Annotated in this window: 24 protein-coding genes and 1 riboswitch; of the genes, 10 read left to right on the forward strand and 14 right to left on the reverse strand. The window is 68.9% G+C overall.

Features of this window, described 5'->3' with window-relative positions:
* The coding region (locus tag AB0C29_RS03080) for an ABC transporter substrate-binding protein (RefSeq protein WP_360814415.1) at positions 1-905 on the reverse strand (905 nt) is incomplete at its 3' end.
* Positions 906-1,080: 175 nt separating this feature from the next.
* Positions 1,081-1,261: riboswitch (cobalamin riboswitch) on the forward strand.
* A 54-nt stretch (positions 1,262-1,315) separates the two neighbouring features.
* On the opposite strand from AB0C29_RS03080, the gene AB0C29_RS03085 reads away from it, so the two are divergent.
* Entirely contained in the window at positions 1,316-1,804 is a 489-nt protein-coding gene (locus AB0C29_RS03085; protein ID WP_360814417.1) for a hypothetical protein, read from the forward strand.
* Positions 1,695-2,408 (forward strand): S8 family serine peptidase, encoded by a 714-nt coding sequence (locus AB0C29_RS03090; RefSeq protein ID WP_360814419.1) that lies wholly within the window; start codon positions 1,695-1,697, stop codon positions 2,406-2,408. The genes AB0C29_RS03085 and AB0C29_RS03090 overlap by 110 nt, the downstream gene beginning before the upstream one ends.
* Before the next feature lie 81 nt (positions 2,409-2,489).
* On the opposite strand, the gene AB0C29_RS03095 is transcribed toward AB0C29_RS03090, so the two are convergent.
* Entirely contained in the window at positions 2,490-3,158 is a 669-nt protein-coding gene (locus tag AB0C29_RS03095) for a phosphatase PAP2 family protein (RefSeq protein WP_360814421.1), read from the reverse strand.
* Between the two features lie 87 nt (positions 3,159-3,245).
* Here AB0C29_RS03095 and AB0C29_RS03100 point away from each other — a divergent pair, with 87 nt between their 5' ends.
* Both AB0C29_RS03100 and AB0C29_RS03105 read left to right on the forward strand, forming a co-directional pair.
* Positions 3,246-3,626 (forward strand): BlaI/MecI/CopY family transcriptional regulator, encoded by a 381-nt coding sequence (locus AB0C29_RS03100; protein ID WP_360814423.1) that lies wholly within the window; start codon positions 3,246-3,248, stop codon positions 3,624-3,626.
* Positions 3,623-4,504, forward strand: coding sequence for a M48 family metalloprotease (locus AB0C29_RS03105; RefSeq protein ID WP_360814425.1), 882 nt, complete (start codon positions 3,623-3,625; stop codon positions 4,502-4,504). Before AB0C29_RS03100 ends, AB0C29_RS03105 begins: the two co-directional genes overlap by 4 nt.
* 8 nt (positions 4,505-4,512) lie before the next feature.
* Here AB0C29_RS03105 and AB0C29_RS03110 read toward each other — a convergent pair whose 3' ends face one another.
* From AB0C29_RS03110 to AB0C29_RS03120, 3 genes are all read right to left on the reverse strand, one after another.
* Positions 4,513-5,382, reverse strand: a complete 870-nt coding sequence (locus tag AB0C29_RS03110; RefSeq protein ID WP_360814427.1) for an alkaline phosphatase family protein — start codon at positions 5,380-5,382, stop codon at positions 4,513-4,515.
* 86 nt (positions 5,383-5,468) lie between these two features.
* Complete coding sequence (locus tag AB0C29_RS03115; RefSeq protein WP_360814429.1) at positions 5,469-6,098, reverse strand: VTT domain-containing protein; 630 nt, start codon at positions 6,096-6,098, stop codon at positions 5,469-5,471.
* Positions 6,099-6,354: 256 nt separating this feature from the next.
* Complete coding sequence (locus AB0C29_RS03120) at positions 6,355-7,818, reverse strand: ATP-binding protein (protein WP_360814431.1); 1,464 nt, start codon at positions 7,816-7,818, stop codon at positions 6,355-6,357.
* Positions 7,819-7,944: 126 nt separating this feature from the next.
* On the opposite strand from AB0C29_RS03120, the gene AB0C29_RS03125 reads away from it, so the two are divergent.
* The 3 genes from AB0C29_RS03125 (at position 7,945) to AB0C29_RS03135 (ending at position 11,787) form a co-directional block, all read left to right on the forward strand.
* Positions 7,945-8,631: a response regulator transcription factor gene (locus AB0C29_RS03125; protein ID WP_360814433.1), complete on the forward strand. Its 687-nt coding sequence runs from the start codon at positions 7,945-7,947 to the stop codon at positions 8,629-8,631.
* Positions 8,632-8,737: 106 nt separating this feature from the next.
* Positions 8,738-10,684, forward strand: a complete 1,947-nt coding sequence (locus tag AB0C29_RS03130) for a bifunctional diguanylate cyclase/phosphodiesterase (RefSeq protein WP_360814435.1) — start codon at positions 8,738-8,740, stop codon at positions 10,682-10,684.
* A gap of 284 nt (positions 10,685-10,968) precedes the next feature.
* On the forward strand, positions 10,969-11,787 hold the full coding sequence (locus tag AB0C29_RS03135) for a hypothetical protein (RefSeq protein WP_360814437.1): 819 nt from the start codon (positions 10,969-10,971) through the stop codon (positions 11,785-11,787).
* On the opposite strand, the gene AB0C29_RS03140 is transcribed toward AB0C29_RS03135, so the two are convergent.
* The 6 genes from AB0C29_RS03140 to AB0C29_RS03165 all read right to left on the reverse strand — a co-directional run bounded on the left by AB0C29_RS03140 (position 11,784) and on the right by AB0C29_RS03165 (position 17,328).
* Positions 11,784-12,311 (reverse strand): NifU family protein, encoded by a 528-nt coding sequence (locus AB0C29_RS03140; RefSeq protein ID WP_360814439.1) that lies wholly within the window; start codon positions 12,309-12,311, stop codon positions 11,784-11,786. The genes AB0C29_RS03135 and AB0C29_RS03140 overlap by 4 nt on opposite strands.
* Positions 12,311-14,269: a ferrous iron transporter B gene (locus tag AB0C29_RS03145; protein ID WP_360814441.1), complete on the reverse strand. Its 1,959-nt coding sequence runs from the start codon at positions 14,267-14,269 to the stop codon at positions 12,311-12,313. The genes AB0C29_RS03140 and AB0C29_RS03145 overlap by 1 nt, the downstream gene beginning before the upstream one ends.
* On the reverse strand, positions 14,266-14,574 hold the full coding sequence (locus tag AB0C29_RS03150) for a FeoA family protein (protein ID WP_360814443.1): 309 nt from the start codon (positions 14,572-14,574) through the stop codon (positions 14,266-14,268). Before AB0C29_RS03150 ends, AB0C29_RS03145 begins: the two co-directional genes overlap by 4 nt.
* Positions 14,575-14,664: 90 nt before the next feature.
* The gene (locus tag AB0C29_RS03155) at positions 14,665-15,879 is read right to left on the reverse strand and encodes a hypothetical protein (protein WP_360814445.1); all 1,215 of its coding nucleotides are present in this window, start codon (positions 15,877-15,879) and stop codon (positions 14,665-14,667) included.
* A gap of 81 nt (positions 15,880-15,960) precedes the next feature.
* Positions 15,961-16,515: a phosphatase PAP2 family protein gene (locus AB0C29_RS03160; protein ID WP_360814447.1), complete on the reverse strand. Its 555-nt coding sequence runs from the start codon at positions 16,513-16,515 to the stop codon at positions 15,961-15,963.
* A 66-nt stretch (positions 16,516-16,581) separates the two neighbouring features.
* On the reverse strand, positions 16,582-17,328 hold the full coding sequence (locus AB0C29_RS03165; RefSeq protein WP_360814449.1) for an ABC transporter permease: 747 nt from the start codon (positions 17,326-17,328) through the stop codon (positions 16,582-16,584).
* Positions 17,329-17,552: 224 nt separating this feature from the next.
* On the opposite strand from AB0C29_RS03165, the gene AB0C29_RS03170 reads away from it, so the two are divergent.
* From AB0C29_RS03170 to AB0C29_RS03180, 3 genes are all read left to right on the forward strand, one after another.
* On the forward strand, positions 17,553-18,767 hold the full coding sequence (locus AB0C29_RS03170) for a hypothetical protein (RefSeq protein WP_360814461.1): 1,215 nt from the start codon (positions 17,553-17,555) through the stop codon (positions 18,765-18,767).
* Between the two features lie 333 nt (positions 18,768-19,100).
* Positions 19,101-19,709 (forward strand): phage integrase central domain-containing protein, encoded by a 609-nt coding sequence (locus tag AB0C29_RS03175; RefSeq protein ID WP_360814451.1) that lies wholly within the window; start codon positions 19,101-19,103, stop codon positions 19,707-19,709.
* 202 nt (positions 19,710-19,911) lie between these two features.
* Positions 19,912-20,199 carry a hypothetical protein gene (locus tag AB0C29_RS03180; RefSeq protein ID WP_360814453.1) on the forward strand — a complete coding sequence of 96 codons (288 nt, stop codon included), beginning with the start codon at positions 19,912-19,914 and terminating at the stop codon, positions 20,197-20,199.
* A gap of 1,263 nt (positions 20,200-21,462) precedes the next feature.
* Here the strand turns inward: AB0C29_RS03180 and AB0C29_RS03185 are convergent.
* Genes AB0C29_RS03185 through AB0C29_RS03195 form a run of 3 tightly spaced genes read right to left on the reverse strand, consistent with a single transcriptional unit; the run spans position 21,463 to position 24,821 of the window.
* Complete coding sequence (locus tag AB0C29_RS03185; protein ID WP_360814455.1) at positions 21,463-21,897, reverse strand: STAS domain-containing protein; 435 nt, start codon at positions 21,895-21,897, stop codon at positions 21,463-21,465.
* A gap of 21 nt (positions 21,898-21,918) precedes the next feature.
* Complete coding sequence (locus tag AB0C29_RS03190; protein WP_360814457.1) at positions 21,919-23,757, reverse strand: glycoside hydrolase family 15 protein; 1,839 nt, start codon at positions 23,755-23,757, stop codon at positions 21,919-21,921.
* A gap of 14 nt (positions 23,758-23,771) precedes the next feature.
* Positions 23,772-24,821 (reverse strand): glucose 1-dehydrogenase, encoded by a 1,050-nt coding sequence (locus AB0C29_RS03195; RefSeq protein ID WP_360814459.1) that lies wholly within the window; start codon positions 24,819-24,821, stop codon positions 23,772-23,774.
* Between the last annotated feature and the right edge of the window lie 99 nt (positions 24,822-24,920).

The following is a 24,920-nucleotide window of genomic DNA, read 5'->3' on the forward strand; positions in this document are numbered from 1 at the left end:
GCGCGGTCCACACCCACGGCGAGGGCCTTGCGGACGGCGAGGTCTCCGGTGACCGGGTTGTTCAGCGGCAGCATCACCCCGCGGTAGTCAGCTGTCGGCACCCGCTGCACCGTGTAGCCGGCGGCGTTGTCGAAGCCGGCGGCGAGCTTGGGAGCCAGTTCGGCCGCGTCGAACTCGCCCGAGCGCATCCGCTGCGCCCGGACATTGTCGTCGGCGACGAACGCGACGACGAGTTTACGGTTGGCGGGTCGGCCGCCCCAGTAGGTGTCGTTCGCGGCGAGCACGAGACGGTCACCGGCGGTCCACGACTCCACCTTGTACGGTCCGGTCCCGACGGGCTGCCGGTTGAAGGCAGCCTTGTTGATGTCCTGCCCGCTGAGTGCCTTGGCGGGCACGATGCCCAGGGTCAGTCGCTGCAGGAACGGCGCGTAGGCGTACTTGAGGGTGAACACGACGGTGGCCGGGTCCGGTGCGGTGACCGCGGTGAGCATGTCCAGGTCCGAGCGCAGCGTCGAGTCGACCTTCGGATCCAGTACGGCCTGGTAGGTGAACACGACGTCCGCCGCGGTGAGCGGGGTGCCGTCGTGAAAGGTCACCCCGGAGCGCAACGTCGCCGTGACCGTCCTGCCGTCCGCAGAGACGGTGGGCAGTTCGGCCGCCAAAGCCGGGACCAGCGCGTTGCCGGCGTCCCGGGCGACGAGACCGTCGAAGATCAGTGACGCGCCGTCGACGCCGTAGTTCAGCACCGGGTTCAGCGTGTCCGGCTCGCCGGCGGTCGCCACCACGAAGGCTGCGTTCGCCGCCGATGATCCCGGCGCGGCCGGCGTCGAGGAGCAGGCGGCCAGCAACAGGACGCCGGTGGCCGCGGCTGCGAGACAGCGCGCGAGAGGCTGCGATCGGACCATCACAGGGGTTGACTCCCAGGGTCTGGGCAGGCCGGTATCACCGGCCGGCGAAGGCTTCTGGCGCGATCGGAAACTGCTACCGCCATGCTGACGCAGTTGCATAGAACTTGCAATAAGGCACCGGGCTCAGCGGTCGAGAGGCGTTCATCACCGTGGTCAACTCCACCCACGGCGGCTAGGGTGGCGCTGCCGTGGTGTTCGGGAAGCCGGTGTGAAACCGGTGCGGCCCTCGCCACTGTGATCGGGAGATCTGCGGCCCTCGTCGTTCGCGAGGTCACTGAGCGCCAGCTCGGGAAGGCCGGCCGCAGACGCACATCCCGTCAGCCAGGAGACCGGCCACGGCACCGAACGACCCCTCCACGAGGTGCTGGAAGGCGGTCCCCATGCGCGTGCGCGCTCTTCGGTCCCCTGTGTCCTGGCGCGCTGCCGCGCCGTTGTCCGTCCTGATCGTCCTGCTCGCGGGCTGCTCCGCCACCGCGGACGAACCCGATACCGCCCCGTCCGCGTCGACCGGACCGGTCACGCTCGCCAACTGCGGTGCACCCCTGACCGTCACCAAGCCGCCGGCCCGAGCGGTCACGATGAACCAGCCCGCCACCGAGATCATGCTGGCCCTGGGCTTGCAGGACCGGATGATCGGCACCGCCTACCTCGACGACGCGATCCTGTCGCAATACGCCGCCGCCTACGGCAAGATCCCGGTACTGGCCAAGGAGTACCCGTCGAAGGAGAAGCTCCTCGAGGCCGAGCCGGACTTCGTCTACGCCTCGTTCTCCAGCGCTTTCATCGATGAAGGTGCCGGCGACCGGGAGAGTTGGGAGAAACTCGTTCATCGACAGCAACTATCCGGGTGCCCGCGTAACCGACGCGACCGGTCAGCCCCGTTTCTTCCGCGGTAGCGGCACCTCCCAGGCCGCGGCCGTGATCTCCGGCTCCGTGGCCTTGCTGCTGCAGCAACGGCCCAAGCTCACTCCCGACGAGGTCAAGGGACTGCTCGTCCAGACAGCCGACCCGCTGCCGGGCGCCGACCCTGTCTCCACCGGCGCCGGCCAGCTCGACATCGCCGAAGCTGCTGCGCTGGCCGCACCGAGCGACAAGGCCAAGCAGAAATTTGCTTCCGCGACCGGGCTCGGCACGCTGCAAGGCGCCCGGGGCGCCAGCTACGTCACCGACTCCGTCACCGGCATCGCCCTGCTCGGAGAGAAGGACATCTTCGGCAAGCCCTGGGCGGCCGCCATCTGGGCTTCCAATGCCAAGAGCGGCAAGGCGTGGACCGGCGGCACGTGGAACGGCACCGCCTGGGTCGGCCCCGGCTTCACCGGTACCTCTTGGGCGACCAGGACTTGGGCAACAGCGACATGGTCCTCAAACATGTGGACCGGACGCTCCCGGTCTGGCAGCACGTGGACCGGACGCTCCTGGTCAGCAGGCGTCTGGACCGGGCGTTCGTGGTCCGCGGGCACCTGGACCGGCCGATCATGGAGCGGCCGCAGCTGGAGCTGACACGCAGACAGCCGGGGCCGAGCAATGTTACGACCAGGCGGGTGACTACGGCCTGCCGGCTGACGTACTCCCGGGTCAACCTCAGCGCTTGCCGTCCCGCCGAGCCGGGAAGGCCCCGACACCGACGGCGATCGGCGGGACGACCGCTGCGACCAGCAGCCAGGCGCCCAGAACGTCACTGGGCCAGTGCACGCCCAGCGCTACCCGGCTGACCCCGACAGCGATTGCCCAGGCACCCGTCACGCCGGCCAGCACCAGTCGGTCCCGCCGCCGGCGCAGCAGTGGCCATCCGACGATGACCGCGATTGCGGCGGCGGCTGCTGCGGCGGTGCTGTGCCCCGAGGGGAAGGACCAGCCGGACGCCGAGGTGAGCCAGCCGGCCGGCCGCGGGCGAGCCACGTTGACCACGATCAGCAGACGGAGCCCGACAGTGACCAGGGCGGCCACGGCGACGAAGGCCGCCTGCCGCCACTCGCGCCACCGCAGCAGCGCGAGACAGGCCACCGAGGCTGCCGGGGCGAGATATGTCGTGCTGCCGGTTCGGGTGATGGCGGACATCGTCGACAGCCAGAGCGGATGCTGCAGGCCGAACCGGTGGGCTCGGCCATTGACGGCCGTGTCGAGGTGCTGCAACATGCCCGGGCGGCTCAGCACGACCAACATCAGCACAACGAAGGCCAGTGCCGCCAGGCCGGCGACCATGAGTGCGATTCGGTCGGCCCGGCGGTGTTCGAACAGACGGAGGGTCACCCGCCGACGGTATCCCCTACACCCTGTAGGTTTACTGAACCCGGGGACGGCGACGCGGGCTATCCTGAGCCTCGTGAGGTTGACGAAATGGTGAGCGCAGCAGAGGGTAGGCGTGCCCCGGGCTCGTTGGAGTCCGAGGTCATGGGGTTGCTCTGGAGCCGCGGTGAGCCGTTGACGACAGCCGACGTGCAGAGCGCGATCGGCGGCGACCTCGCCTACAACACTGTGCAGACGATCTTGATCCGGCTGCACGAGAAGAAGCTCGTGCAGCGGCGCAGGGCCGGTCGCGGGCACGTGTACTGGCCGGTTGAGGACGCCGCCACCGCGGCTGCGGGGCGGATGCGGGCCGCACTCGCGGGCCTGCCGGACCGGCATGCCGTCCTGCAGCAGTTCGCCGCATCGCTGGATGACGACGACGCGGCCACGCTGCGTAAGCTACTCACCGACACGGATTCCGGCCGACCGTGAACGTCGCGATCTATCTGCCGCTGCTGCTGGCGTTGCCGCTGACTCTGAGCGCCGGCCGGCTCGCCGGCCGGGGCGCACCCGGACTGCTCGCTCGTGGACTGACCGGGTTCGGCCTCATCACGGCGCTGTGCTCGACGTGGTCACTGACCCTGCTGGCACTGACCCTGCTCGATGACGTACCGCCACTCGCCGCTCTGGACAACCTTCCCGGTGTGGAGCTGCCCGAACCGGTACCGGGCCCGGTTGCGCTGCTCGCCGCCGCGCTACTGGCCTGGGGCGGCCTGCGGCTCATCCGTGACGTCCGGATGCGCACCAGCACACACCGCCGCTTGCGGGCCGCCGGCAGCCCGCATGACGGCTTGGTGGTGGCCGACTGGTCAGCCCCGCTGGCCGTGGCGGTCCCGGGTCGGCCGGGACATCTGCTGGTGACCAGCGGCATGCTGCGGCTGCTCGACACCGACGAACGGCGGGTCCTGTTCGCCCACGAGCGCGCCCACCTCGCCCGTGGCCACCATCGTCTCGTCGCCCTGACCGCCGCCGCGGCCGCGATGAATCCCCTGCTGATCCCGGTCCGGGCGGCGGTGGCTTACCTGGTCGAGCGATGGGCCGACGAGGACGCGGCTGCGGCCGTCGACGACCGTGGCCTGACCGCGAAGGCCGTCGCCCGAGCCGCCCTGGCGACGATCGACACGGAACCGGTGCCCGGACTCGGCATGCACGGCGGAACCGTCGTCCATCGGGTCCGAGCCCTCGTGGAGCCCTCCCCCACTCCGCGCCGCCGCCGTCTGCTGGGTCCTGGCCTGCTCGCCGCCGGCTGCCTGGCCGCTTCCGCCGTAGCGACGACCGAGTTCGTCGCGCTGGCCCGCGCCTGGCTCTGAGCGCACGATCAGCGACTTGCCCAAACGCCGCGCACTGCCGCCGCACGGGTGGCGAAACCGGTCGGTCGCAGGCCGTACATCTCCTGCAGAGTTCGCAACAGCCCGTAGTGGTCGACACGAGCCGGATACCGGCCCGGCCGCACTCCGGCGCCGGCCATGATCGTGGCGATGTGGTTGCCGCCCGTGCGGTTGTCCTCGTCGAAGGTGAGAATGAACAGGCTGTTGTGGGTGCTCGCCCAAGCGACGTACGGTGCGAACTCCTTTTTCAGCCAGGCGTCGGCCTCCGCTTTGGGGCAGTCGTGCATGTCGTGGCAGAGGTCCGGGATGACGAACGCCACCGTCGGCAGCTTGCGGTAGTCGCGCGGAAAGGCCGTGTACGGCTGGTGCGCGCTCGCGGGGACGTTGCTGAAGTTCACCCAGGGGACGTGCCGTCGCACATATCGGCCGTGCGCACATCCGTGCCAACCGGCCCGGGGCAGGCCTTCGGAGTAGCCCGTGAAGCGGTAGCCGGCATCGATCAGCTGACGGCCCAGGTTGGGGCGCGCGCCGAGGTTGTGCGGGCAGTTGTTGTCCCGTACCCCTTGGGTCGAGCCGGAGAACAGCGCGAGATAGTTCGGCTGGCTGGGATGCGTCTCGGCGTAGAACCGGGTGAAGTTCGCACCGCTCGCGGCCAGCGTGTTGACCCACGGCACCTTCTTGTCACCGATGACTGCGTCGTACCGCTTGTTCTCCAACATCACGATCACCACGTGATCCGGCCTGGTGACGGCACTGACGGAGGCCACCGCAACGGAGGGGTCGGGGTTGTCGGCCGTGGCCATACCGCCGAGCAACAGGGCGGCGGCGACGGCCGCGCCCGTTCGTCTGGTCCACGTCATGACAGTCCCCTGATCTCGCCGCTTTCTCCCTAACTCCTACATCTTGTAGGTATCCGCCCGATTCCTGTACTGACACGCCGGAAGGGTCAGTGGAGTTCCGCCTCCGCCCGGCGCGAACGACGGCGGGCCCGTAGCAGCTCGACGGCGATCGGGGCGACAGAGACAACGACGATCGCGATCAGGATGAGTTCGATGTTGGACCGCACGAAGCTGTCCTGCCCGAGGAAGAACCCGAGGATCGTGACGCCGCAGCCCCACAACGTGCCGCCCAGCACGTTGTAGATCAAGAAGGTCCGGTAGTGCATGCGGCTCGCGCCCGCCACGATCGGCGTGAAGGTACGCACGATCGGCACGAACCGCGCCAACACGATCGACCGTGCCCCGTAGCGCTCGAAGAATCGTTGGGCGCGGGTCAGATTCTGCTGCTTGAACAGCTTGGAGTTCGGGCGGCGGAACAGCGCGGGCCCGAACCTTCGGCCGAACAGGTAACCGAACTGATCGCCCAGCACCGCGGCGACCGACACCAGCAGGCACATCAGCCACAACGGCTGGTGCAGGTAGGTGCCGTCGGCCAACAGCAGACCCGCGGTGAACAGCAGGGAGTCGCCGGGCAGGAAGAAGCCGATGAGCAGCCCGGACTCGGCGAAGACCAGGAGCAGGATGCCGATCAGCCCGAACGTGGAGATCAGCCATTGCGGGTCCAGGAACGAAGGCATCGGTGACATGCCCTTTCACATCGACAGACAGCTGACCTGAGCGTTCACACGTTCCCGTGAAAAGAAACCTTAAACCTACAACCCGTAGGAGAAGCCGTAGCTCGCGCTGAGGCTAGGGCACCGAACCTGTGATCGGCCCTTCACCGGTCACCGCCGGGTCGGTGAAGTGATCTCGCGAGCCACAGCGCGCGGATCAGCACGTTTGCGGCGCTGCCGCAGACCGGCTTGGAGACCGCCCTCGAGAGCGCGGCACTGATCAGCGGTGGCGCTTGTGCTCCGTCGAGTCGACGACCGACGCCGGCGCCGCTGACGATTTGTCGTTGGCGTTGTTGCAGGGCCCGTCCCGCAGCGACAACCTGATGCGCATGGCGGCGCCGACATCGAGATCGTCCACCAGGAGCACGCCACCATGGGCCGTGACGATGTCCCGGGCGATGGGCAGACCCAGCCCGGTTCCACCACCTGCCCGCGAACGGCTGTCGTCGAGGCGGACGAACCGGTCGAAGATCCGCTCGCGGTCGGCGGGCCCGATCGGCGGGCCGTCGTTACCGACGACCACTTCCGCGACGCCGTCCACCGCCCGTACCGCCAGCTGCACCGACCCGGCGGCGTGCCGCGCCGCGTTGTCGACGAGATTGCGCAACACCCGATGCAGCGCATCAGGATCACCCACCACCCGCACCGGCTCGATGGCCGCGTCGACGGCCAGCCCAGGATGCTCCAGGACGATCCGCTCGCGTTCGGCATAGGCCAGGTCGTCCAGGTCGACGTCCTCGCGACGCACCTGCAAGCGGTGGTCGTCGACGCGGGCCAGCAGCAACAAGTCCTCGACCAGCCGGGCCATCCGGGCACTCTCGCGCCGGATCCGGGCCACCGACCGGGCCGGTGCCGCATCGAGATCGGCGCCGTCCAGCAGGTCGGCGTTGGCCTGCACCGTGGCCAGCGGGCTGCGCAGCTCGTGACTGGCGTCTGCCACGAAGCGGCGCTGCGCCGCGGACGCGGACTCGATGCGGTCCAACATCGTGTTCATCGTCGAAGCCAACGCGGCTATCTCGTCGTCCGCGGCGGGAACCGGCAGGCGCGCGTGCAGATTCCGGGAAGTGATCGACGCCGCCTGCGCCCGCATGTTCTCGACCGGGTGCAGCGTGCGCCCGACGAAGTAGAACGTTGCAGCTCCCACCAGGATCGCGAGCAGCGGCAGCCCGACCAGCAACGCCGCGATGACCGCCTCGGTGCCGTCGTCGACGGTGTCGAGCGACTCGCCGACCAGCACGGTCCGCACACCGTCACGGGTGCTCACCCCCACCGCCACGATCTGAAACGGTTCGTCGTGGACGAACGCCAGGCGTCGCTGTTCAGAGACACGCCGGCCGGCGCCGGGCCGCAGCGCGGAGATCGGCGCCTGCCCGGCGAGCGCGTCCGACGCCGCCGCCACCCGGCCTGAGTCGTCGACGACCTGTACGACTGTGCGTTCGCGCGCCGACGGGCGTAGCAACGCGCTCAGATCGCCCTCGCCGCCCTGCAGCACGGCGACCACCTGGCCGGCCCGGTCGGTGGCGGTAGAGGTGACGTTGTCCACCAGCACCGCGCGCGCGGTGATCAACAAGACGCCGCCGGCCAGCAGTGACGCGACGACCACCACCACCGCCGCGGCCAGGGCGGAGCGCAGCCGGACGCCCAGCCTGCGTTTGAAGCGCCGGACCACCGCCACCTTCCGCATGACCTCACCGTAACGACCCGGGTGCTGAGTACCGGCTGAAAGCCCCCGCAGCACGCGGCTTGATCAGCGTGTTCAGCGCGTCTTCAGCCACGATGGTTCACGCTGACCGGGGACAAGGGGGTCGACATGCGGGTGCTGGTGGTCGAGGACGAAGTGGAACTGGCCGAAACGATCCGCGACGGGCTCGCCGCCGAAGGGTTCACGGTCGATCTCGCCCGCAACGGCGTCGACGGACTCTGGAGCGCGACGGAAACACCCCACGGCGTTTACGACGTGCTGGTGCTGGACATCATGCTGCCCGGTCTGAACGGCTACGAGATCTGCCGCCGGCTACGCGAGCGCGGCATCTGGACGCCGGTCCTCATGCTGACCGCCAAGGACGGCGAGTACGACCAGGCCGACGCGTTCGATCTCGGCGCCGATGACTATCTGATCAAACCGTTCTCGTTCGTCGTGCTGATCGCCCGGCTGCGCGCCCTGGTACGGCGCGGCGCACCCGAACGTCCGGCGGTGCTGCGGGCCGGGGACCTGACTCTCGACCCTTCGGCCCGGCGAGTCGCCCGCGGTGACGCGTCGATCGCCGTCACCCCGCGCGAGTTCGCGATGCTCGAGTTCCTACTGCGCCATCGCGGGCAGGCGATGACCAAAACCGCCATCCTGGAGAACGTGTGGGACGCTCACTTCACCGGCGACCCCAACATCGTCGAGGTTTACATCGGCTACCTGCGCAAGAAGATCGACCACCCGTTCGGGCGCACCGCGATCGAGACCGTCCGCGGCGCCGGCTACCGCCTCGCCACCGACGGCGGCTGAACCGCGGGCAGCTGATTCCACAGCGCAGAGACCTCAGATCGTCGATCACCACGCCGATGTGACCCCATAGTCTGCGAACGCAGCACAGCCTTGGGAGGTAACCGGAGTGGGTCGGTCACAGCGGGTCCGCCGCGCCGCGGCGGTCGGTCTCGCCGTCGTGCTGCTCGCTCTGACAGCCCTCAGCGTGCTCGGCGCCGCCCGCACCCGGGGTTCGGCGCAGACCGCGGGCCGGTCAGCGATGCTCGCCGAGGCCTACAACCGTGCCTACAACGCCGTGGCCGCCGAGGAATCGCTCGAACGCAAATACCGCCTCGAACCCGGCCCAGACGTTCGTGAGCGTCACCGCCAGGCCGGCGCCGACCTGCACCAGGCACTCAACGACGTCTCTCTGCGGGGAACCAGCGATGACCGTATGCGGGTGGCCTCGCTGGAGTCGATGCACGGGGACTATGTGACCGCCATTTCCCGGATGTTCACCGCGGTGGACGCCGGCGATCCGGCCACCGCCCTGCTCATCGACAACAACGAGGTCGATCCCACCTTCACCCGCATCAGTGACGTGGTCCAGGCGGCCACCGACGCCCATGCGCGCGCGGCGCAACAGACCCTGCGCGACCTGCACCGGGTGGAGAGCGTCGTCTTCGTCACCACCGTCGCCGGTTTCGCGGTGGGGCTCGCACTGCTCGCCGTCTTCACCGCTGTCACCGTCGGCTACCAGCGCGCGCTGCTGCGGCAGTCCGCCGAGAGCCGGCGCCGGGCTCTGCACGACGACCTGACCGGTTCGGGCAACCGGGTGCTGCTCGCCGAACGGCTGGCCGACCTCCCCGGCGCCGGCGGCGACGTCGCGGTCCTGACCCTCGACCTGGACCGGTTCAAGGAAGTCAACGACGCGCTCGGCCACACCCACGGCGACGACCTCCTACGGCAGGTCGCCCAGCGGGTTGAGGCCACCGTCCGGACCGGCGACACGGTGGCCCGGCTCTCCGCCGACGAGTTCGCCGTCCTGCTGCCGGCCACCGGCGCGGACGAGGCGCTCGCCCTGGCCGGCCGGCTGACCGACGAGCTCCACCGCAGTTTCGTCGTCGGCGGCATCAGCGTCGACGTGGAGACCAGTATCGGTGCGGCCGCCTCGACCGGACCGGGGGCCACGGGCGCGCTGCTGAGGCACGCGGAGATCGCCCGGTATGCGGCCAAGGAAGCCAAGACCGGGGCGGTCCTGTACGCCCCCGACATGCACAGCGGGGACACCGCCCGCCTGCAATTACTCGGCGACTTGCGCCGCGCGCTGGACGCCACCGACCAACTCGAGCTGCACTACCAACCCAAAATCGATCTGCGGTCGGGCGCGGCCTGCGGGGCGGAGGCACTGCTGCGGTGGCAGCATCCCGTACGCGGAGCAGTCTCACCGGCCGAGTTCATCCCGATCGCCGAGACCACCGGCCTGATCAACCGGCTCACCCTCCACGTGCTGCGCCACGCCGTCAAGCAGGGACGGGCCTGGCTCGACGCCGACCGGCCCACCGCTATCGCGGTCAACCTCTCCCCCCGCTGCCTGCTCGACCCCCAGCTGGTCGAGCAGATCACCGGGCTGCTCCACGAGGTCGACCTGCCGGCCACGCTGCTCCGCCTCGAAGTCACTGAAACCGCCGTGATGGCCAATCCCGCCCTCGCGCTCACCACCCTGAACCGGCTGCACGGCCTCGGAATCAGCCTGTCCATCGACGACTTCGGCACCGGATACTCATCCCTGTCCTACCTCAGACGCCTGCCGATCGACGAGCTGAAGATCGACAGAAGCTTCGTCTTCGCCATGGACAGCAACGCCAACGACGCCGCCCTGGTCCGCGGCGCCGTCGACCTCGGCCACAACCTGGGCCTCACCGTGGTCGCCGAAGGCGTCGAAACCGCCGCCCACGTCGCGGCTCTCCGCCAACTCGGATGCGACCTCGCCCAGGGTTTTCACTACGCCCGGCCGATGCCCGCCGCGGTCCTCACCGACTGGCTGGAACAGCAACCCGCACACCCGGGTACGGACGTCCTCGCGATCAGCTGAGGACCCGCTGCCGTCGTTCATCTCGTCGGACCGGACTCGCCTGGTCGCAATGGCCGCACTGCCTCAGCCGCGAGTGCGCGACCGTAGCGGGAACCACACCACCGGTCCCACCAACACCAGGGCGATCGGAACTTGCACAGCGGTCAGGCTGTTGGTGCAGCCGTGAGGTGATGCCTTCCCCGCGCCGCCCGACCACGGACAACCACCCAAGTCCTACAAGTCGTAGGTGTACCATCTGGTGGTGTTTTGTCCTGGTCGATACACGGTCGGAACGGAGTCCGCTCATGCCCCAGCCACACCTGCCCTTCGGAAATCCGCAGATAGATCTGCCTTCAGCTGACGAGGCGACCGAACGACTACGCGACTTCGTCGCCAAGGTGCCGGCCATCACCGTCGGCTTCTGGGTGGTGAAGATCCTCGCCACCACGCTCGGCGAGACCGGCGGCGATTCGCTGTCCATGTCGATGGGCCTGGGCTACCTCACCAGCACCTTCATCTTCGCGATCGTCTTCCTGGCCGCAGTCGTCCTGCAGGTCCGAGCGGCGCGATTCAACCAGTGGGTCTACTGGTTCACCATCATCGCGACCACGACGCTGGGCACCACGATCGCCGACTACGTCGACCGGGACCTGGGCGTCGGTTACCCGGGCGGCACCACCATTCTGATCATCTGCCTGCTCGCCTCCTTCGGCTTGTGGTACCGGGCGACCGGCACGATCGCGGTGACCAGTGTTCAGACACCACGCACCGAAGGGTTCTACTGGCTGACCATTCTGTTCTCACAGACGCTGGGCACCGCCCTGGGCGACTGGACGGCCGACACGATCGGCCTCGAGTACACCGGCGGCGCGCTGCTGTTCACCGCCCTGCTGGCGGTCATCGCCGCGGCGTACCGCTGGACCCGTCTGTCGCACACACTGCTGTTCTGGGCGGCGTTCGTCCTGACCCGGCCGCTGGGCGCCGTGGTCGGCGACTTCCTCGACAAACCCCTCGCCAAAGGGGGCCTCGCCCTGGATCGGTACGCCGCCTCCGCCGTCCTGCTCGCGGCCGTCGTCGCGATCCTGGCCATCCGGCGTCAGCATCCCGCCGCCCGGCCCCACTAACCGGCGTCGACAACCGCGCGGACATCCGGGCAACGGCGCCGTAGCTGGTCCTCGAGTCGCTGCCGCAGCGTGACCTGCGCCGCCGGGCAGCCGTGACAAGCACCCTTCATGCGCACCGTGACAACTCCATCGCGGACCTCGAGCAACTGGATGCTGCCACCGTGCGAGAGTGCGAGGTCGCCGACGGCGCCGGTGAGCAGCGCCTCGGTTGCAGCCCGCAGAGGTTCGTCGGCGGTGTCGCCGCCAGCATCGCCGGCGGCCCAGCCAGCCGGGTGGTCGAGGGCCGCGTGCAGGGCAGAACGAACCCGCGAGCCGTCGCCCGCCCAGGACCGGCCAGTCGACAGGGTGGTCACGACCGCGGCCGTCTCCACCTGGATGTCGGCGAGCACGCCCTCGGCAAGCAGGGCGGCCACCGGCTCCGGCACGGTCGCGGGTACGCCGGTGAAAGGCAGCACCCCCGCCGGTGTGATCCAGCGCAGCCGGTCCGGCCGTCCCGCGCAGGGCTGAGGGTGGATGGGGATCATCAGCCGCTCCCGGTGACCAGCGCGGTGACCGTTCTGGCGAGGAACGCCATCAGCCAGGCCAGTGTGGTCAGGTAGGTGAAGGCCACGAGAGGCCATTTCCAGCCACCGGTCTCCCGTCGCAGGATGCCGACGGTGGCCATGCACTGCAGGGCGAACGCGAAGTAGACCAGCAGCGCCGCGATGGTGGGCGCGGTGAAGACGGGCTGCCCGGCGCGCGGCCCGTCAGGATGAGTCATGGCGCGCAACGCCTGTGCCGGATGTTCGGGGTCCTCAGCGGCGGCGACCTGGCCCAGGGTGGCGACGAAGGTCTCGCGGGCGGACTGGGCGGACAGCACGCCGATGTTGATCCGCCAGTCGAAGCCGAGCGGGTCGAACACCGGCGAGACCAGACGACCGAGTCCCGCAGCGTAGCTGTGGTCGGCGACATACGCGGAGACCGCGGTGTCGTTGGCCGGGTCGACGCCGTGCGCGCGCAGGTCGGCGTCGCCGTGCAGGGGCAGGTTCAGCAGCAACCACAACGCGACGGTGGTGGCCGCGATGATGGTCGAGCACTTGCGGACGAAGGTCCGCGCCGACTCCCACATGGCGATCAGCACGGACCGCAGGGTGGGCAGCCGGTAGGGCGGCATCTCCATGTAGAACGGCATCGTCGTGCCGCGGCGCCCGCCGATCTTCTTGAAAGCCCAGGCGGCGAGCATGGCCGACACGGCACCGAGCAGGTACATGCCGAACATGATCAGACCTTGCAGGCCGAGCGGCCCGACGTGCGCCGACGGGTCCACCAGCAGGCCGATCATCAACACGTACACCGGCAGGCGGGCCGAGCAGGTGATCAGCGGCGCGGCCATCATCGTGGCGAGACGGTCCTTGGCCGACGGCAGGGAGCGGGTCGCCATGATGCCGGGGATCGCGCAGGCGAACGACGACAGCAGGGAGACAAAAGCCCGCCCTTCCAGCCCGGCCCGGGCCATCACGCGATCCATCAGGAACGCCGCCCGGGACATGTAGCCGACGCCCTCGAGGAAGGCGATCAGCAGGAACAGCAGCATGATCTGCGGGACGAAGACCACGACCGAGCCGACCCCGCCGATGATGGCGTCGCCGAGCAGACCGGCCAACCACGGGTTGGCGACGTGCGTGGAAACCAAGCCGGACAACCATCCGAAAAACGTCTCCACGTATCCCTGCAAGGGCGCGGCCAGCGTGAACACCGTCTGGAAGAACAGCACCATGACGGCGATGAAGACGATCGTGCCGGCCACCGGGTGCAGCAGCACCGCATCGACCCGCTGGGTCACCGTGTGCCGCCCGGGTGACCGGTAACCGGCGAAGGCGAGCACGGACGTCACCCAGGCGTCCAACTCGGCGCGGTCGGCCGGCGGCGCGAGGACCGGCGCCGACCACGAACGCCATCCGATGATCACCTCGCGCAACCGGTCGATGCCCTGCCCGCGGTTGCCGACCACCCGGATCACGGGCACGCCGAGCGCCTCCTCGAACGCCTCCACGTCCAGGCTGCCCTGCCGCGCGGTCAGCTCATCGGTGAACGTCACCACCACCGCGGTCGGCAGGCCGCGGCCGAGCACCTGCGCGACAAACCTCAGCGACCGCCGCAACGTGGTGGCGTCGACCACGGCCAGCACGGCGTCCGGGCGCCGCTCCCCGTCGATCCGGCCGTCCAGCACGTCGACCATGATCTGCTCGTCCGGGCTGATCGGCTCGAGGCTGTAGGTGCCCGGCAGATCCTCGATCAGATAATCGTCGCCGGCGATCCGGCTCGTGCCGATGAAGCGGGACACGGTCACCCCGGGATAGTTCCCGGTCTTGGCGCGCAGCCCGGTCAGCGCGTTGAAGACGCTGGTCTTTCCGGCGTTCGGGCTGCCGGCCAGGGCGATCCGCGGCGTCGTGACGTCAACGCCGCCTCCCCCGCCGTCGGCGTCGTGGCATTGGGCACTCATCGGCGGATCTCGCGGACCAGCAGGTAAGCCGCCTCCGCGCGGCGTAGGCAGATGTCGTAGTCCCTCACCCGGTAGATCAGCGGGTCTCGCAGCGGTGCCCGGCGTGCGACCTCCACCTCCGTGCCCGCCGCGAAGCCGAGGTCTTCCAGGCGCCGCACGATCGACGGCGGCGCGGCCACAGCGAAGCCCGTGAGCAGGGCACGGCAGCCGGGTGCCAGCTGAGCAAGGGTCACGACCTGGCCCGGAGGGCGGGCATCGCCGGTCATCCGGGGCGGCCGGACGGCCGCGGGGGTTCCTCGAGTCACCCACCCACTATAGGTAAGGCTACCTTTACCACCTACATCCTGTCGGACAAATGTTTCGTGACCTGTGCGGGAAACGGTGACCGTCGTCCGTCAGCGCGGTAGATGAGTGACGCGTACCTCGGGATAGGGGCTTTTGCTGGTATTCAGCGCTGCGGATTTGTGGCCGAGCATCGCCTGGTCGAGGAACGTCGTCACCAGGGAGCTGGTGATGGTGAGCGCTCGCCGCCCGTCGAGCGAGCCCAGCGCGAGGAATCGGCGCAGCGGCGTCGCCAGGTAGTAGGCGGCGTAGTCGGTGAAGTCGAAGTGCGCGGTGCCGTCGATGGTGAACGCCCATACCGGGCCGCTGCTCGCGGCGATCAACGACTGTGCCACCGCGAGGTCGTCTCGGTCGTCCGGGCCGGACGGGGTGCACCCGCCGGTCACGCAGGAATTCTCATGACCCAGAACCAGCGTCGGTGAGTGCAGACCCTTCCGGGCGACGGGACCGAACTGGGTGCCGTCCATGTCGACCGCACCGGCGCAGGCCGGATCACTGCGGCACGCTTCCAGTGCCGCGGCCCCACCGAAGGAATGACCGATGTAGGCCACCCGGGTGGCGTCGATGTGACCCGCGAGGGCCCCGCCGCGATCAAGCGCCGCAACTTCGGCGGCAACGAAGTGGGCGTCGGCCGCCCATATCCCGACGAGCCGGTCGGCTTGCGCGCCGGGTTCTCCGGAGTGGCTGCCCAGCTGCGGTGGATTGCCGGCCTTCTCGGCACCGACGATCCTGCCGCCGAGCACGGTCAGGTTGGCGCTGTAGGTGGGAGTGACCGCGGCGACCATGAAGCCGTGCCCCGCGAGGCTTTCAGCGAGCACCGAGTACTGCGGGGCGGAAAAGCCCATTCCGGGTTCCAGTACCACGATGGGGAATCGCCCGGGGGCCACGGGCGCATATTCGTACGCGCCGGTGCGGATCGCGGTGAAGTCGGACTCGGCCCAGCCCACCGGAGCGGCAAGATGCAGTTGCACCCAGGGTCCCGGCGTGTACGGCGCGGGGCGCATGTCGCCGCCCGCGACAGCCGGGTACCACAACCAGACGGCCAACCGACGCGGCTCGCCGGCGGTGGGTGCGAGCGGGTCGACGCGAGCCGGGTCGGTCCACTCCACCCGCGAACGTCCCACCAGATACGGCCCGGATGCGACCGGGAGCGCGACGGGCCTGACATGGCGGACGGCAACGTATGAGACATAGCCGGCCACGATCAACGCCATGACGATCGCCACGATCCCGAGACGGCGCACGACCCGCCGGCGTGATTTGGTCAAGACACCCATGATGGCCTCAGCGTAGGTACAGCATGCCCGCGTTGCAGGACGCGCCCGGTCGCGTCGGCCGGGCGGCAGGTATCACCTTTTCGGCATGGTCAGCCCGTCCGGCGGGGCCGGCTCCAGGGACCGTCGCGCGTGCCGGCTGACGACCACCGTCAAGCCGGCGACGACGGCGATGAGGACCGCGGCCGCGATGTCGCCCGGGTAGTGCACTCCCACCCACACCCGTGAGAAGCCCACGATGAGAGCGGCCGCCGCCAGGACCAGACCCCAACCGCGGTGCAGGAACAAACCGACGCCGACGGCCAGTGCGAAGGCCGCGGTGGCGTGGTCACTGGGCAGCGACACTCCCGGTTCGTGGGCGACCAGCTGGTGGACGGCGTGGGTCTGGAACGGGCGCACCTCGGTGCTGACATGCGCGAGGATCGTGCCGGCGCCGAACGCCAGGAACAACGTGACGCCCAACTCGATGACCGGCCGCAGCCGCCGCTGATACAGCCGCATACCGGCCAGGACTGCCCCGACGGCGAACATCGGATAGATCAGCCAGGTCGCGGCGAACTCCATCAGATCGTCCACACCGTCGTTCCGGCCCGCCGCATCGTTGATCAGCTCGAACAGGTGATAGTTCACCCGGCTCCTTCCGTAGCTCAGCCGGGTCACTCTGCCGCGCCGAAGGTAAGAGAACGCTGAAACGCCTCAGCCGGGCCGCCGCACGACACCCGCCGCCACGAGCTCCACGGTCATCACGACGGCAATCGCCTCGACCGCCAGCAGCGCGACCAGCACGAGCAGCTGGGTCGCGCCCGCCTGAACCGGCGAGCCCCCGCCGAGCAGCACACCGACGAACGCGCCGGGCAGGGTGACCAGGCCGACCGTGCGGGTCTGGTCCAGCGCGGGGAACAGTGCCTGCCCGGCAGTGGGACGACACACCTCGAGGGCAGCCTCGCGGGGCAGGAAACCAAGGGCCAGGGCCGCCTCGTACTCGCCGTGGCGGGTGCGTAGCTCGTCGAGTGCCCGGCGCCCGGCCAGGGAGGTGGCGGTCATCGCCCCGCCGATCAGGATGCCGGCGATCGGCAGCACCGCGATGGTGGTCCACGGCATGGTGTGCGCTGCCACGATGCCGGCGCCGATCGGCAGCGCGCCTACCGCGATCGGCGCGGCCACCGCCCAGCCGAGGCGCAAGGTACTGACCCGCCGTGCGGAGGTGCCCGTGGCCACGGCGAGCATCAGCGCGATGAAACCCGCGGTGGCCCACCAGGATCGCAGCACGGCGGTGATCAATAGCGAGACGACGGCGAGCTGCAGGACGGCGCGGGCCGCGGCCGTGACAACCGACCGGCTCAGGCCCAGCCGGCTGACCCGGGCGGCGAGCGCGGCAATCAGGACCAGAGCGGCCAGCACACCGGCGAAGACGGGCCCGACGATGATCCCACTTTGCGCCATGGCGGCATTCAACCTGGAGCGAGCTGCTCCCGCGAGGCACATTTTCGGCGCGATGTCGCGAATACTGGTATTTCGCCTCTTCAGCGTTGTCTCAGCTTTTGCTGGTCATCGTGTTGCTCGAACAGGTCGCCGCGGGGTTGACCCCCGGCACGGGAAGTGGGACAAATGGGTAAGAAACAAAAGCCGGCACAACGACGCATGACTGGCTGACCAAAGTTCCGGCGATCACTGCCACGTTCTGGGTCATCAAAGTGCTGTCGACGACCATCGGCGAGACCTTCGCCGACTATCTGGCCGTCAACGTGGGCCTCGGCCCACTGGTCACCGACGCCCTGATGGTCGCCGTGCTGGCCGTGGCGCTGATCATCCAGTTCCGGACCCGCAAGTACACGCCCTGGATCTACTGGCTCTGCGTGGTGCTGGTCAGCATCGTCGGCACCCAGGTCACCGACTTCTTCACCGACACGCTCGGCGTCAGCCTCTACCTGAGCACCGCCTTCTTCGCGGTCGTCCTGGCCGCCGTCTTCACCCTCTGGTACCGCCAGGAGCACACCCTGGCCATCACGTCGATCGACACACCGCGCCGCGAAGGCTTCTACTGGGGCGCGATCCTCACCACCTTCGCACTGGGCACCGCCGCCGGGGACCTGGCCACCGAGGCGCTCAGCCTCGGCTTCCGCAACGGCACCCTGATCTTCGGCGGTCTCATCCTGCTCACCTGGATCGCCTACCGGGCCGGCGCCGGACAGGTGCTGACCTTCTGGATCGCCTACATCCTCACCCGCCCGCTCGGCGCCTCACTGGGTGACCTACTCACCCAGTCCAAGGACTTCGGCGGCCTCGACCTCGGTGCGAGCACCACCAGTCTGCTGTTCTTCGCCGTCATCCTGGCCCTGGTCGCCCGCGAGCAGATCCTCGCCAACCGGCACGGCGTAGCTGTCAAAGGCAACGGGCCGATCGGCGGCCGCCACAGCGACTTCGCCTGGGCCGCCACCGGCATCATCCTGATCGCGGCCGTCGGCGCGGGCCTCAGCAATCTTCACTCAAGCCCGAGCAGCACGGACCCCGTCACGATCGCCGGCAAGCCGGTCGCCACATCCAGCGCCGACAGAGGCGCACCCGTCCCGGTCATCCGGCAGGTGCACCCCACCACGCGCCTCGGCAACCTCACCACCTTCGCCACGATCACCGCCGACCTGCAGGCCATGGTGGCCGGCAACGACCTGGCCGGCGCCAAGAAACACGCCAAGGACCTGGAAGTGAGCTGGGACGACGCCGAAGCCGGCCTCAAGCCACGCGACTCCGGCAGATGGCATCAGCTCGACGACGAGATCGACGCCGTACTGACGTCACTGCGCGCCGGCACCCCGAGCCAGGCCGGCTGCGCGGCCGACCTCAAAACCCTCCAGGACACGCTCGATCAGTTCGACGGCGTTTGACCCACCACCGATGGCCCGCCACGACCGCCCCATCACATGCCGACGGGGCGGACTGGGCCAGCCCGGCGCCCACCGCTGACTGCAAATCAGCAACGCGCGGCTCTGGTGCATCCGCCGACGCCGCCACCAAGCCCGAGCCACAAAAGCCACTACACCCGCCGAGCCCCTTCATCGAGCGGTGATCACGATCCCCGGCTGGATTACTAGTGCGTTCGACGTCCCAAGGCTTCTTCGCCGAGAGCGGAACGCTCCGCCTTTCGGCGACACCGCAGCGCACAATCATTCTCGGCCAGTCCCCCGGTCGGGCTTAGAGTTCGCCATCGGGAGGCAATCATGGCCTGGGTGGAAGATCGCGGAGGCTGCTACCGGGTCCGATATCGCCGCTCCGGTCACATCGTCACCGACAGCACTCACGCCGAGCGAGACGACGCGTTCAAGCAAGCGACGCTTCTGAACAACGCCACCCGCGCCGCACGGCAGCGGTACATGCCGCTACCGGCACCCCTACTCAGCCAATGGGCCGAGGTGTGGCTGTCCTCGCACCTGGCCGCCGACTCCACGATGGCCCGCTACCGGAGCATGCTGCACAGCCCCATCCTGCCCGCTTTCGGCGAGCACAGGGTCGATGCCATCAGCCGGCAGGACGTCAAAGCCTTCGCCCGTGACCTGTCCGCCCACCTCTCCGACACCAGCGTGCGCCACATCGTTACCCTGATCGGCCAGCTGCTACGCCAGGCCATCGACGAGCACCTCGTGTTCTTCGACCCGACCGCCCGACTCCGCCTGCGCACCCGCCCACGGGAGCCGCGACCCTTTCGCCACCGCCGGCCAAGTCCAGCAGATCGCCGCCCGCATGCCCGACACCGTCACCCGCACACTCGTGACCACCGCCGCCTACACCGGCATGCGCATCAGCGAACTGCTTGCCCTCACCCGGGCTAACGTCCACCTCCCCCAGGCCACGTTGCACGTATCGGCGACGGTCGGGGCGCTGCACGAGGTAGCCGGCCATCGCACGCTGGGAGCGCCGAAGACTCCGGCCGCGGTCCGTGACGTCGCGCTGCCCGCCGTTCCTGGCCGACGACCTCGAGCGACTCCTGCGTACTCACCCGTCCGACACCGTCTTCTGCGCACCCACCGGCCGATGGCTCTGGCGCACCACTTCAACAACCGCCACTGGCGCCCAGCCTGCGACGGCCACCCAGAAAGAAACTGGCAGCCCGTCATTCCCGGCATGCATTTCCACGACCTACGCCACACCCACCGCACCTGGCTCGATGAGGACAACATCGCTGAAGCAGCCAAAGCCAACCGGCTCGGCCACGCCATCCCCGGCATCCGCGGCGTCTACACCCACACCACACCAACCATGACCGCCCGACTACTCGAGCACCGGCAAACCCGATGGCTCGACCACGGCGGCCACTGGTGACCCCTCCGGGCACCCGCCTGCGATCGACTGAGATGACCGGCTTCGCGCCAGCCCGCCCGGAAGGAGTCCGGAGCGTGTCAGCGTAGGTCAGCGGGCCTGCGAACAGACAAAAGTCTGCCCGCGACCCGCTCAGATGACCGGCCAGAACCTCCCGACGTAACGGCGTAAGCGACGGACAGTCCTCACCGTGGGAGCAGAAAAGCTCCCAGACATCGGGAGCCTTCTACGGAATGGCCGACGGACAGCTGCCTGACCAGTGGAAACATGTGGGCGGTACTGGGATCGAACCAGCGACCTCTCCCTTGTAAAAAAAACGGACGGTCGGCAACGCTCTGACAGCGAGTCCGCGCACGACCTGCACAAACGCAATGCAGTTCACCGCAGCTCAGAGCCGCTAGACGCAGTCCAGGGCAGTTGGGAGCGGCACCCTGCTCCCCCTCTGCTCCCCCACCGCACCGCCGGACCGGCGGACGCTTACCGGCTGGGATCGGCCGACCCGCCAAGGCCGTTTCCCTCCAAGCTACGACGACTCTGAGCGCCAACAGTCTCCGACGGGCGCGCCGTGCCGCTCGACCACCGAGCGTTATCCGCGGCAGATAAGCGTGTTCACAGCTGAGAAGGGCGGCGAGCGACGAACGGCGGTGAAAGTATGCCCGTACGGGCGACGGGGCAGGGCGTCACTTGCAGTCAACGAGCTGTAAGTTCAGCCCCATGGGATTCCTGTCGCGCCTATTTGTTCCGCGCACAGTCCGTCGGGCATTGAACCCGATCAGCTCCTCCAAGAGGGCGGTCCGGAAAGCAGTTGTCCCGAAGGCAGTACGCAGAGCGACTTACGCCGCGTCGCAGCTCGCTAACCCAGTCAGCGCGGTCAAGTTTCACGGCATCGAACGGCCCCTTACCTCGGCTTTTCGTGGCGGTTCAAAGAAGCAGTCCGCCGCTCCTGGGCCGGTGTATCGACACGGCAACTGCACGGTAAAGCACCGCAGCACCGAAGCGGCCCAACGCTGCCGGAACCGCTGAACACTACGCGGGCAACCGCATTCATCCGGGCGATCGGGGCGGCGCAAAGCTCTCGAGGGCAGCAGGCCCCACGTGGCTGCCGAAGTGGGCGGGGCTTGTACCCGGTGAAGCGGTCGCCCCGCTGATGAGCTCGCGAAAGTCGATGGATCCGAGCTTGCCATCGGCGTGACCCCTCAGCGGTGCCACTAAGCCTGGTCAAGCTGGTCAACGCGGCGACGATCATCACCACCCAGTCGATGACCATCACCCGCATGGCAGGCCCGGCGTGGTCGCCGCTACCGAGACCCTCTGCCGCGGCGTCATCGCCGCGGATCGGTGACCGCGCCATTCGCCCGTTACTGGGCGCCCGGACTTCGCCTGAGCGTCGCAGAGAGCGGACAATGTGCCGGTGATCGTCAGCACGCGGAGCACAGGACCCGTCGGATGATCTATACAGAGCCGGACGCCTCGGGCGTGGGCATACCGCTGCCCGTCGAGAAGCGCCTGCACGCCGGCGGCGTCCAAGAACCTTAAAGCCCTCAGATCGACGACCATCTGCGATGGCGCGCCATGACTTACAGCGTCAGCGACGACGGCGTCCACGGCGTCGCACGTGGAGATATCCAGTTCGCCGTCCAGGTATACGCGGATGCTACCGGCCTCGTCTGGTTCGTTGACGATGGACAGGGGTGCCGTCATCACAGACCTCCGGAAGTGGTATCAGTTGGCGTTCGAGTCGCCGGTGGCCGACGGCGTGGTGTGCTGCTCGTCGGGTGAAGCGCTGGTGCGGGTACTGGTACCCGACAGCTGCCGGGCGGTGTTGACCAGCCCGACGAGGCTGAAGGCCTGCGGGGTGTTGCCGAGGTGGCGCCGGTGCACCGGGTCGTATTCCTCGGCGAGCATGCCGACGTCGTTGCGCAACCCGAGGAGCCGCTCGAACAGTTGCCGCGCCTCGCCGGTGCGGCCGATGCCGTGCAGAGCGTCGGCCAGCCAGAAGGTGCACGCCAGGAAGGCGCCTTCGGTGCCCGGCAGACCGTCGACGTTGTCGTCGTGCTGTGGCTGATAGCGCAGCAGGAATCCGTCAGTGGACAACTGTTTTTGGACTGCCTCGACGGTGCCGACGACGCGGGAGTCGTCGTAGGGCAGAAAGCCGACGCGCGGAATGAGCAGCAGCGCCGCGTCGAGGCCGTCCGAGCCGTAGAACTGGGTGAAGGTGTTCCGATCCGGGTCGAAGCCCTGGGCGCACACCTCGGCGTGGATCTGCTCGCGGGTGGCGCGCCACCGGTCGACGGGTCCGTCGAGGCCGTGGCGTTCGACGGCGGTCACCGCGCGGTCGAGGCCCGCCCACGCCATGACCTTGGAGTGCACGAAGTGCCGGCGTGGGCCACGGACCTCCCACAGCCCGTTGTCGGGTTCGCGCCAGTTTCCTTCGAGGTAGTCGAGCAGGGCGCGTTGCAGGTCCCAGCCGGCGTCGGTTGCTGCGATGCCGGCTTCGCGGGCAAGGTGCAGGCCGTCGAGGACCTCACCCCACACGTCGAGCTGGAATTGCTCGGCGGCGGCGTTACCGACCCGCACCGGGCTGGAGTTCTCATAGCCGGGCAGCCAGTCGAGGATGGATTCGGTGAGGCGGCGGGTGCCGTCGAGGCCGTACATGATCTGCAGGTCGGCGGGGTCGCCGGCAGCTGCTCGCAGCAGCCATTGACGCCAGGCCTTGGCTTCGGCGACGTAGCCAGTACCGAGCAGGGCTTGCAGGGTAAACGTGGCGTCGCGGAGCCAGCAGTAGCGGTAGTCCCAGTTGCGGCCTCCGCCGATCTGCTCCGGAAGGCTAGTGGTGGCGGCAGCGAGGATGCCACCGGTGGGCGCGTAGGTCAGAGCCTTGAGCAGGATCAGCGACCGGCGGACCGCGTCGGCGTACGGCCCGTCGTAGGCACAACGGCCGATCCAGTCCTGCCAGAACTGTTCGGTGGCGGCAAGTGCGTGGTGCGGGTGCACCGGCTCCGGCCGGGGAAGATGCGACAACTGGTGGGTGAGCACGAACGCGACCCGGTCACCGGCGGAAACGGTGAATTGCCCGGTGAGGGTGCGGTCGTGGTGTTCCAGGGCGATGTCGGCGTGCAGCCAGGCGGCGTCCGGGCCGGCGACGGCCGCGTGTTCGCGCTCTCCATGGCGAACCCACGGGGTGATGCTGCCGTAGTCGAAGCGCAGGCGCAGTCGCGTGCCCATGGTGACGGTCCCGGTGACACCTTCGACGATGCGTACGACGTCGGCGGCCTCGCCGCGCAGCGGCATGAAGTCGACCACGCGGACTGTCCCGCCGTCGGTGTCCCACTCGGTTTCCAGGACGAGGGTGTCGCCGCGGTAACGCCGGCGGGTCGCCGTGCTCGCGCCGGTGGGTGCGAGCAGCCAGTGCCCGGCGTCGGAGTCGGCGAGAAGGGCCGCGAAGCAGGCCGGTGAGTCGAACCGCGGCAGGCACATCCAGTCGACGGAGCCGTCGCGGCCGACCAGGGCGGCGGTGTGCAGGTCTCCGATGAGGGCGTAGTCCTCGATGGGCGATGCCATGGTCACCGCCTCTTTCAGGACAGAGTGAGGACGACTTTGATGTCGTCCGGGTGGGCGGTCAGCGCATCGGTGAACTTCTCCAGCGGCACCCGTCGGGTGATCAGCCGCCGCAGCCAGTCGACGTCGGCCTGGTCCAAGGCGTCGGCGGCCGCGTGGTAGTGGCGCAGGTTGGCGTTCACGCTGCCGACGACCACGTCGTTCTCGAGTACGATTTCCCGGTTCTGCGCGCCGGCGTCGATCGAGAGGCGGCGTCCCGGCGTGGATACACCGGTCAGGCAGGTGATGCCGTAGGCGGCGGTGTTGGCGATCGCGTCGAAGACCACCGATCCGGCGCCGGTGGCCTCGATGACGATGTCCGGTTGCAGCTTGCCGGCGACCTCATCGACGGGGTCGTGGTGGTAGGTGGCACCCAGTGCGGTCACGGCGTCGAGCTTCGGTCCGGCGGTGATCCGGTCGAGGACGTGCACGTCCAGGCCACGCTGGATGCCGAGCATGGCGGCGAGCAGGCCGATCGGTCCGGCGCCGGTGACCAGTACCCGTTGCGGGTCGTAGAAGGAGCGGGCGCCGATCGCGTCGACCTGCTCCCAGGCCTTGGCGACCACGGTGGTGGGTTCCATCAGCATGCCGACGTCGGCCAGTCGCGGATCGAGGCGGACCGCGTAGTCCTGTTCGACCGTCCAGAGTTGCGCCGCGTAACCGTCGAGCTCCTTGATGCCGCGTTCGGTGTAACGGCCGTTGCGGCACATGTCGAACTCGCCGTGCGCGCATGCCCCACACGGCACGGGGTCGGGCCGGCGTACCACCCCGACGACGAGGTCGCCGACGTGGAAATCGCTGCCGGACGGGGCCTGGCGTACCCGGCCCAGCGATTCGTGGCCCAGCACGAGCCGGTCGCGGCCGGGCGGCGCCCAGCCGTAGTCACCGGCGGTGATCTCGCGGTCGGTGCCGCACACCCCGATGGCCAGCCCTTCCACGAGCATGTGGTGGTGTGGCGGCGATGGATCAGGTAGATCCTCTAGCTGGGCGGTGCCGGCGGTTCCCGGCTGGACAGTCAACGCACGCATGGATGCTCCTGTCGATGGGGTGGTCGGTTGAGCTCAGGGATGGGTGTGCGCGACTTCTGGGGAGGGGGTGTCCAGCGGCACCGCCGCGGCGGGAACCAG

This window comes from Actinoplanes sp. NPDC048791, from assembly GCF_040650095.1.
Lineage (GTDB): Bacteria > Actinomycetota > Actinomycetes > Mycobacteriales > Micromonosporaceae > Actinoplanes.

Coding starts and splice junctions, on each gene's coding strand:
- AB0C29_RS03090 (WP_360814419.1), top strand. CDS start 1,695: ATGAAGGTGCCGGCGACCGGGAGAGTTGGGAGAAACTCGTTCATCGAC.
- AB0C29_RS03100 (WP_360814423.1), top strand. CDS start 3,246: ATGGTGAGCGCAGCAGAGGGTAGGCGTGCCCCGGGCTCGTTGGAGTCC.
- AB0C29_RS03110 (WP_360814427.1), bottom strand. CDS start 5,382: ATGACGTGGACCAGACGAACGGGCGCGGCCGTCGCCGCCGCCCTGTTG.
- AB0C29_RS03115 (WP_360814429.1), bottom strand. CDS start 6,098: ATGCCTTCGTTCCTGGACCCGCAATGGCTGATCTCCACGTTCGGGCTG.
- AB0C29_RS03120 (WP_360814431.1), bottom strand. CDS start 7,818: ATGCGGAAGGTGGCGGTGGTCCGGCGCTTCAAACGCAGGCTGGGCGTC.
- AB0C29_RS03125 (WP_360814433.1), top strand. CDS start 7,945: ATGCGGGTGCTGGTGGTCGAGGACGAAGTGGAACTGGCCGAAACGATC.
- AB0C29_RS03135 (WP_360814437.1), top strand. CDS start 10,969: ATGCCCCAGCCACACCTGCCCTTCGGAAATCCGCAGATAGATCTGCCT.
- AB0C29_RS03140 (WP_360814439.1), bottom strand. CDS start 12,311: ATGATCCCCATCCACCCTCAGCCCTGCGCGGGACGGCCGGACCGGCTG.
- AB0C29_RS03145 (WP_360814441.1), bottom strand. CDS start 14,269: ATGAGTGCCCAATGCCACGACGCCGACGGCGGGGGAGGCGGCGTTGAC.
- AB0C29_RS03165 (WP_360814449.1), bottom strand. CDS start 17,328: ATGGCGCAAAGTGGGATCATCGTCGGGCCCGTCTTCGCCGGTGTGCTG.
- AB0C29_RS03175 (WP_360814451.1), top strand. CDS start 19,101: ATGGCCTGGGTGGAAGATCGCGGAGGCTGCTACCGGGTCCGATATCGC.
- AB0C29_RS03180 (WP_360814453.1), top strand. CDS start 19,912: ATGGCTCTGGCGCACCACTTCAACAACCGCCACTGGCGCCCAGCCTGC.
- AB0C29_RS03185 (WP_360814455.1), bottom strand. CDS start 21,897: ATGACGGCACCCCTGTCCATCGTCAACGAACCAGACGAGGCCGGTAGC.
- AB0C29_RS03190 (WP_360814457.1), bottom strand. CDS start 23,757: ATGGCATCGCCCATCGAGGACTACGCCCTCATCGGAGACCTGCACACC.
- AB0C29_RS03195 (WP_360814459.1), bottom strand. CDS start 24,821: ATGCGTGCGTTGACTGTCCAGCCGGGAACCGCCGGCACCGCCCAGCTA.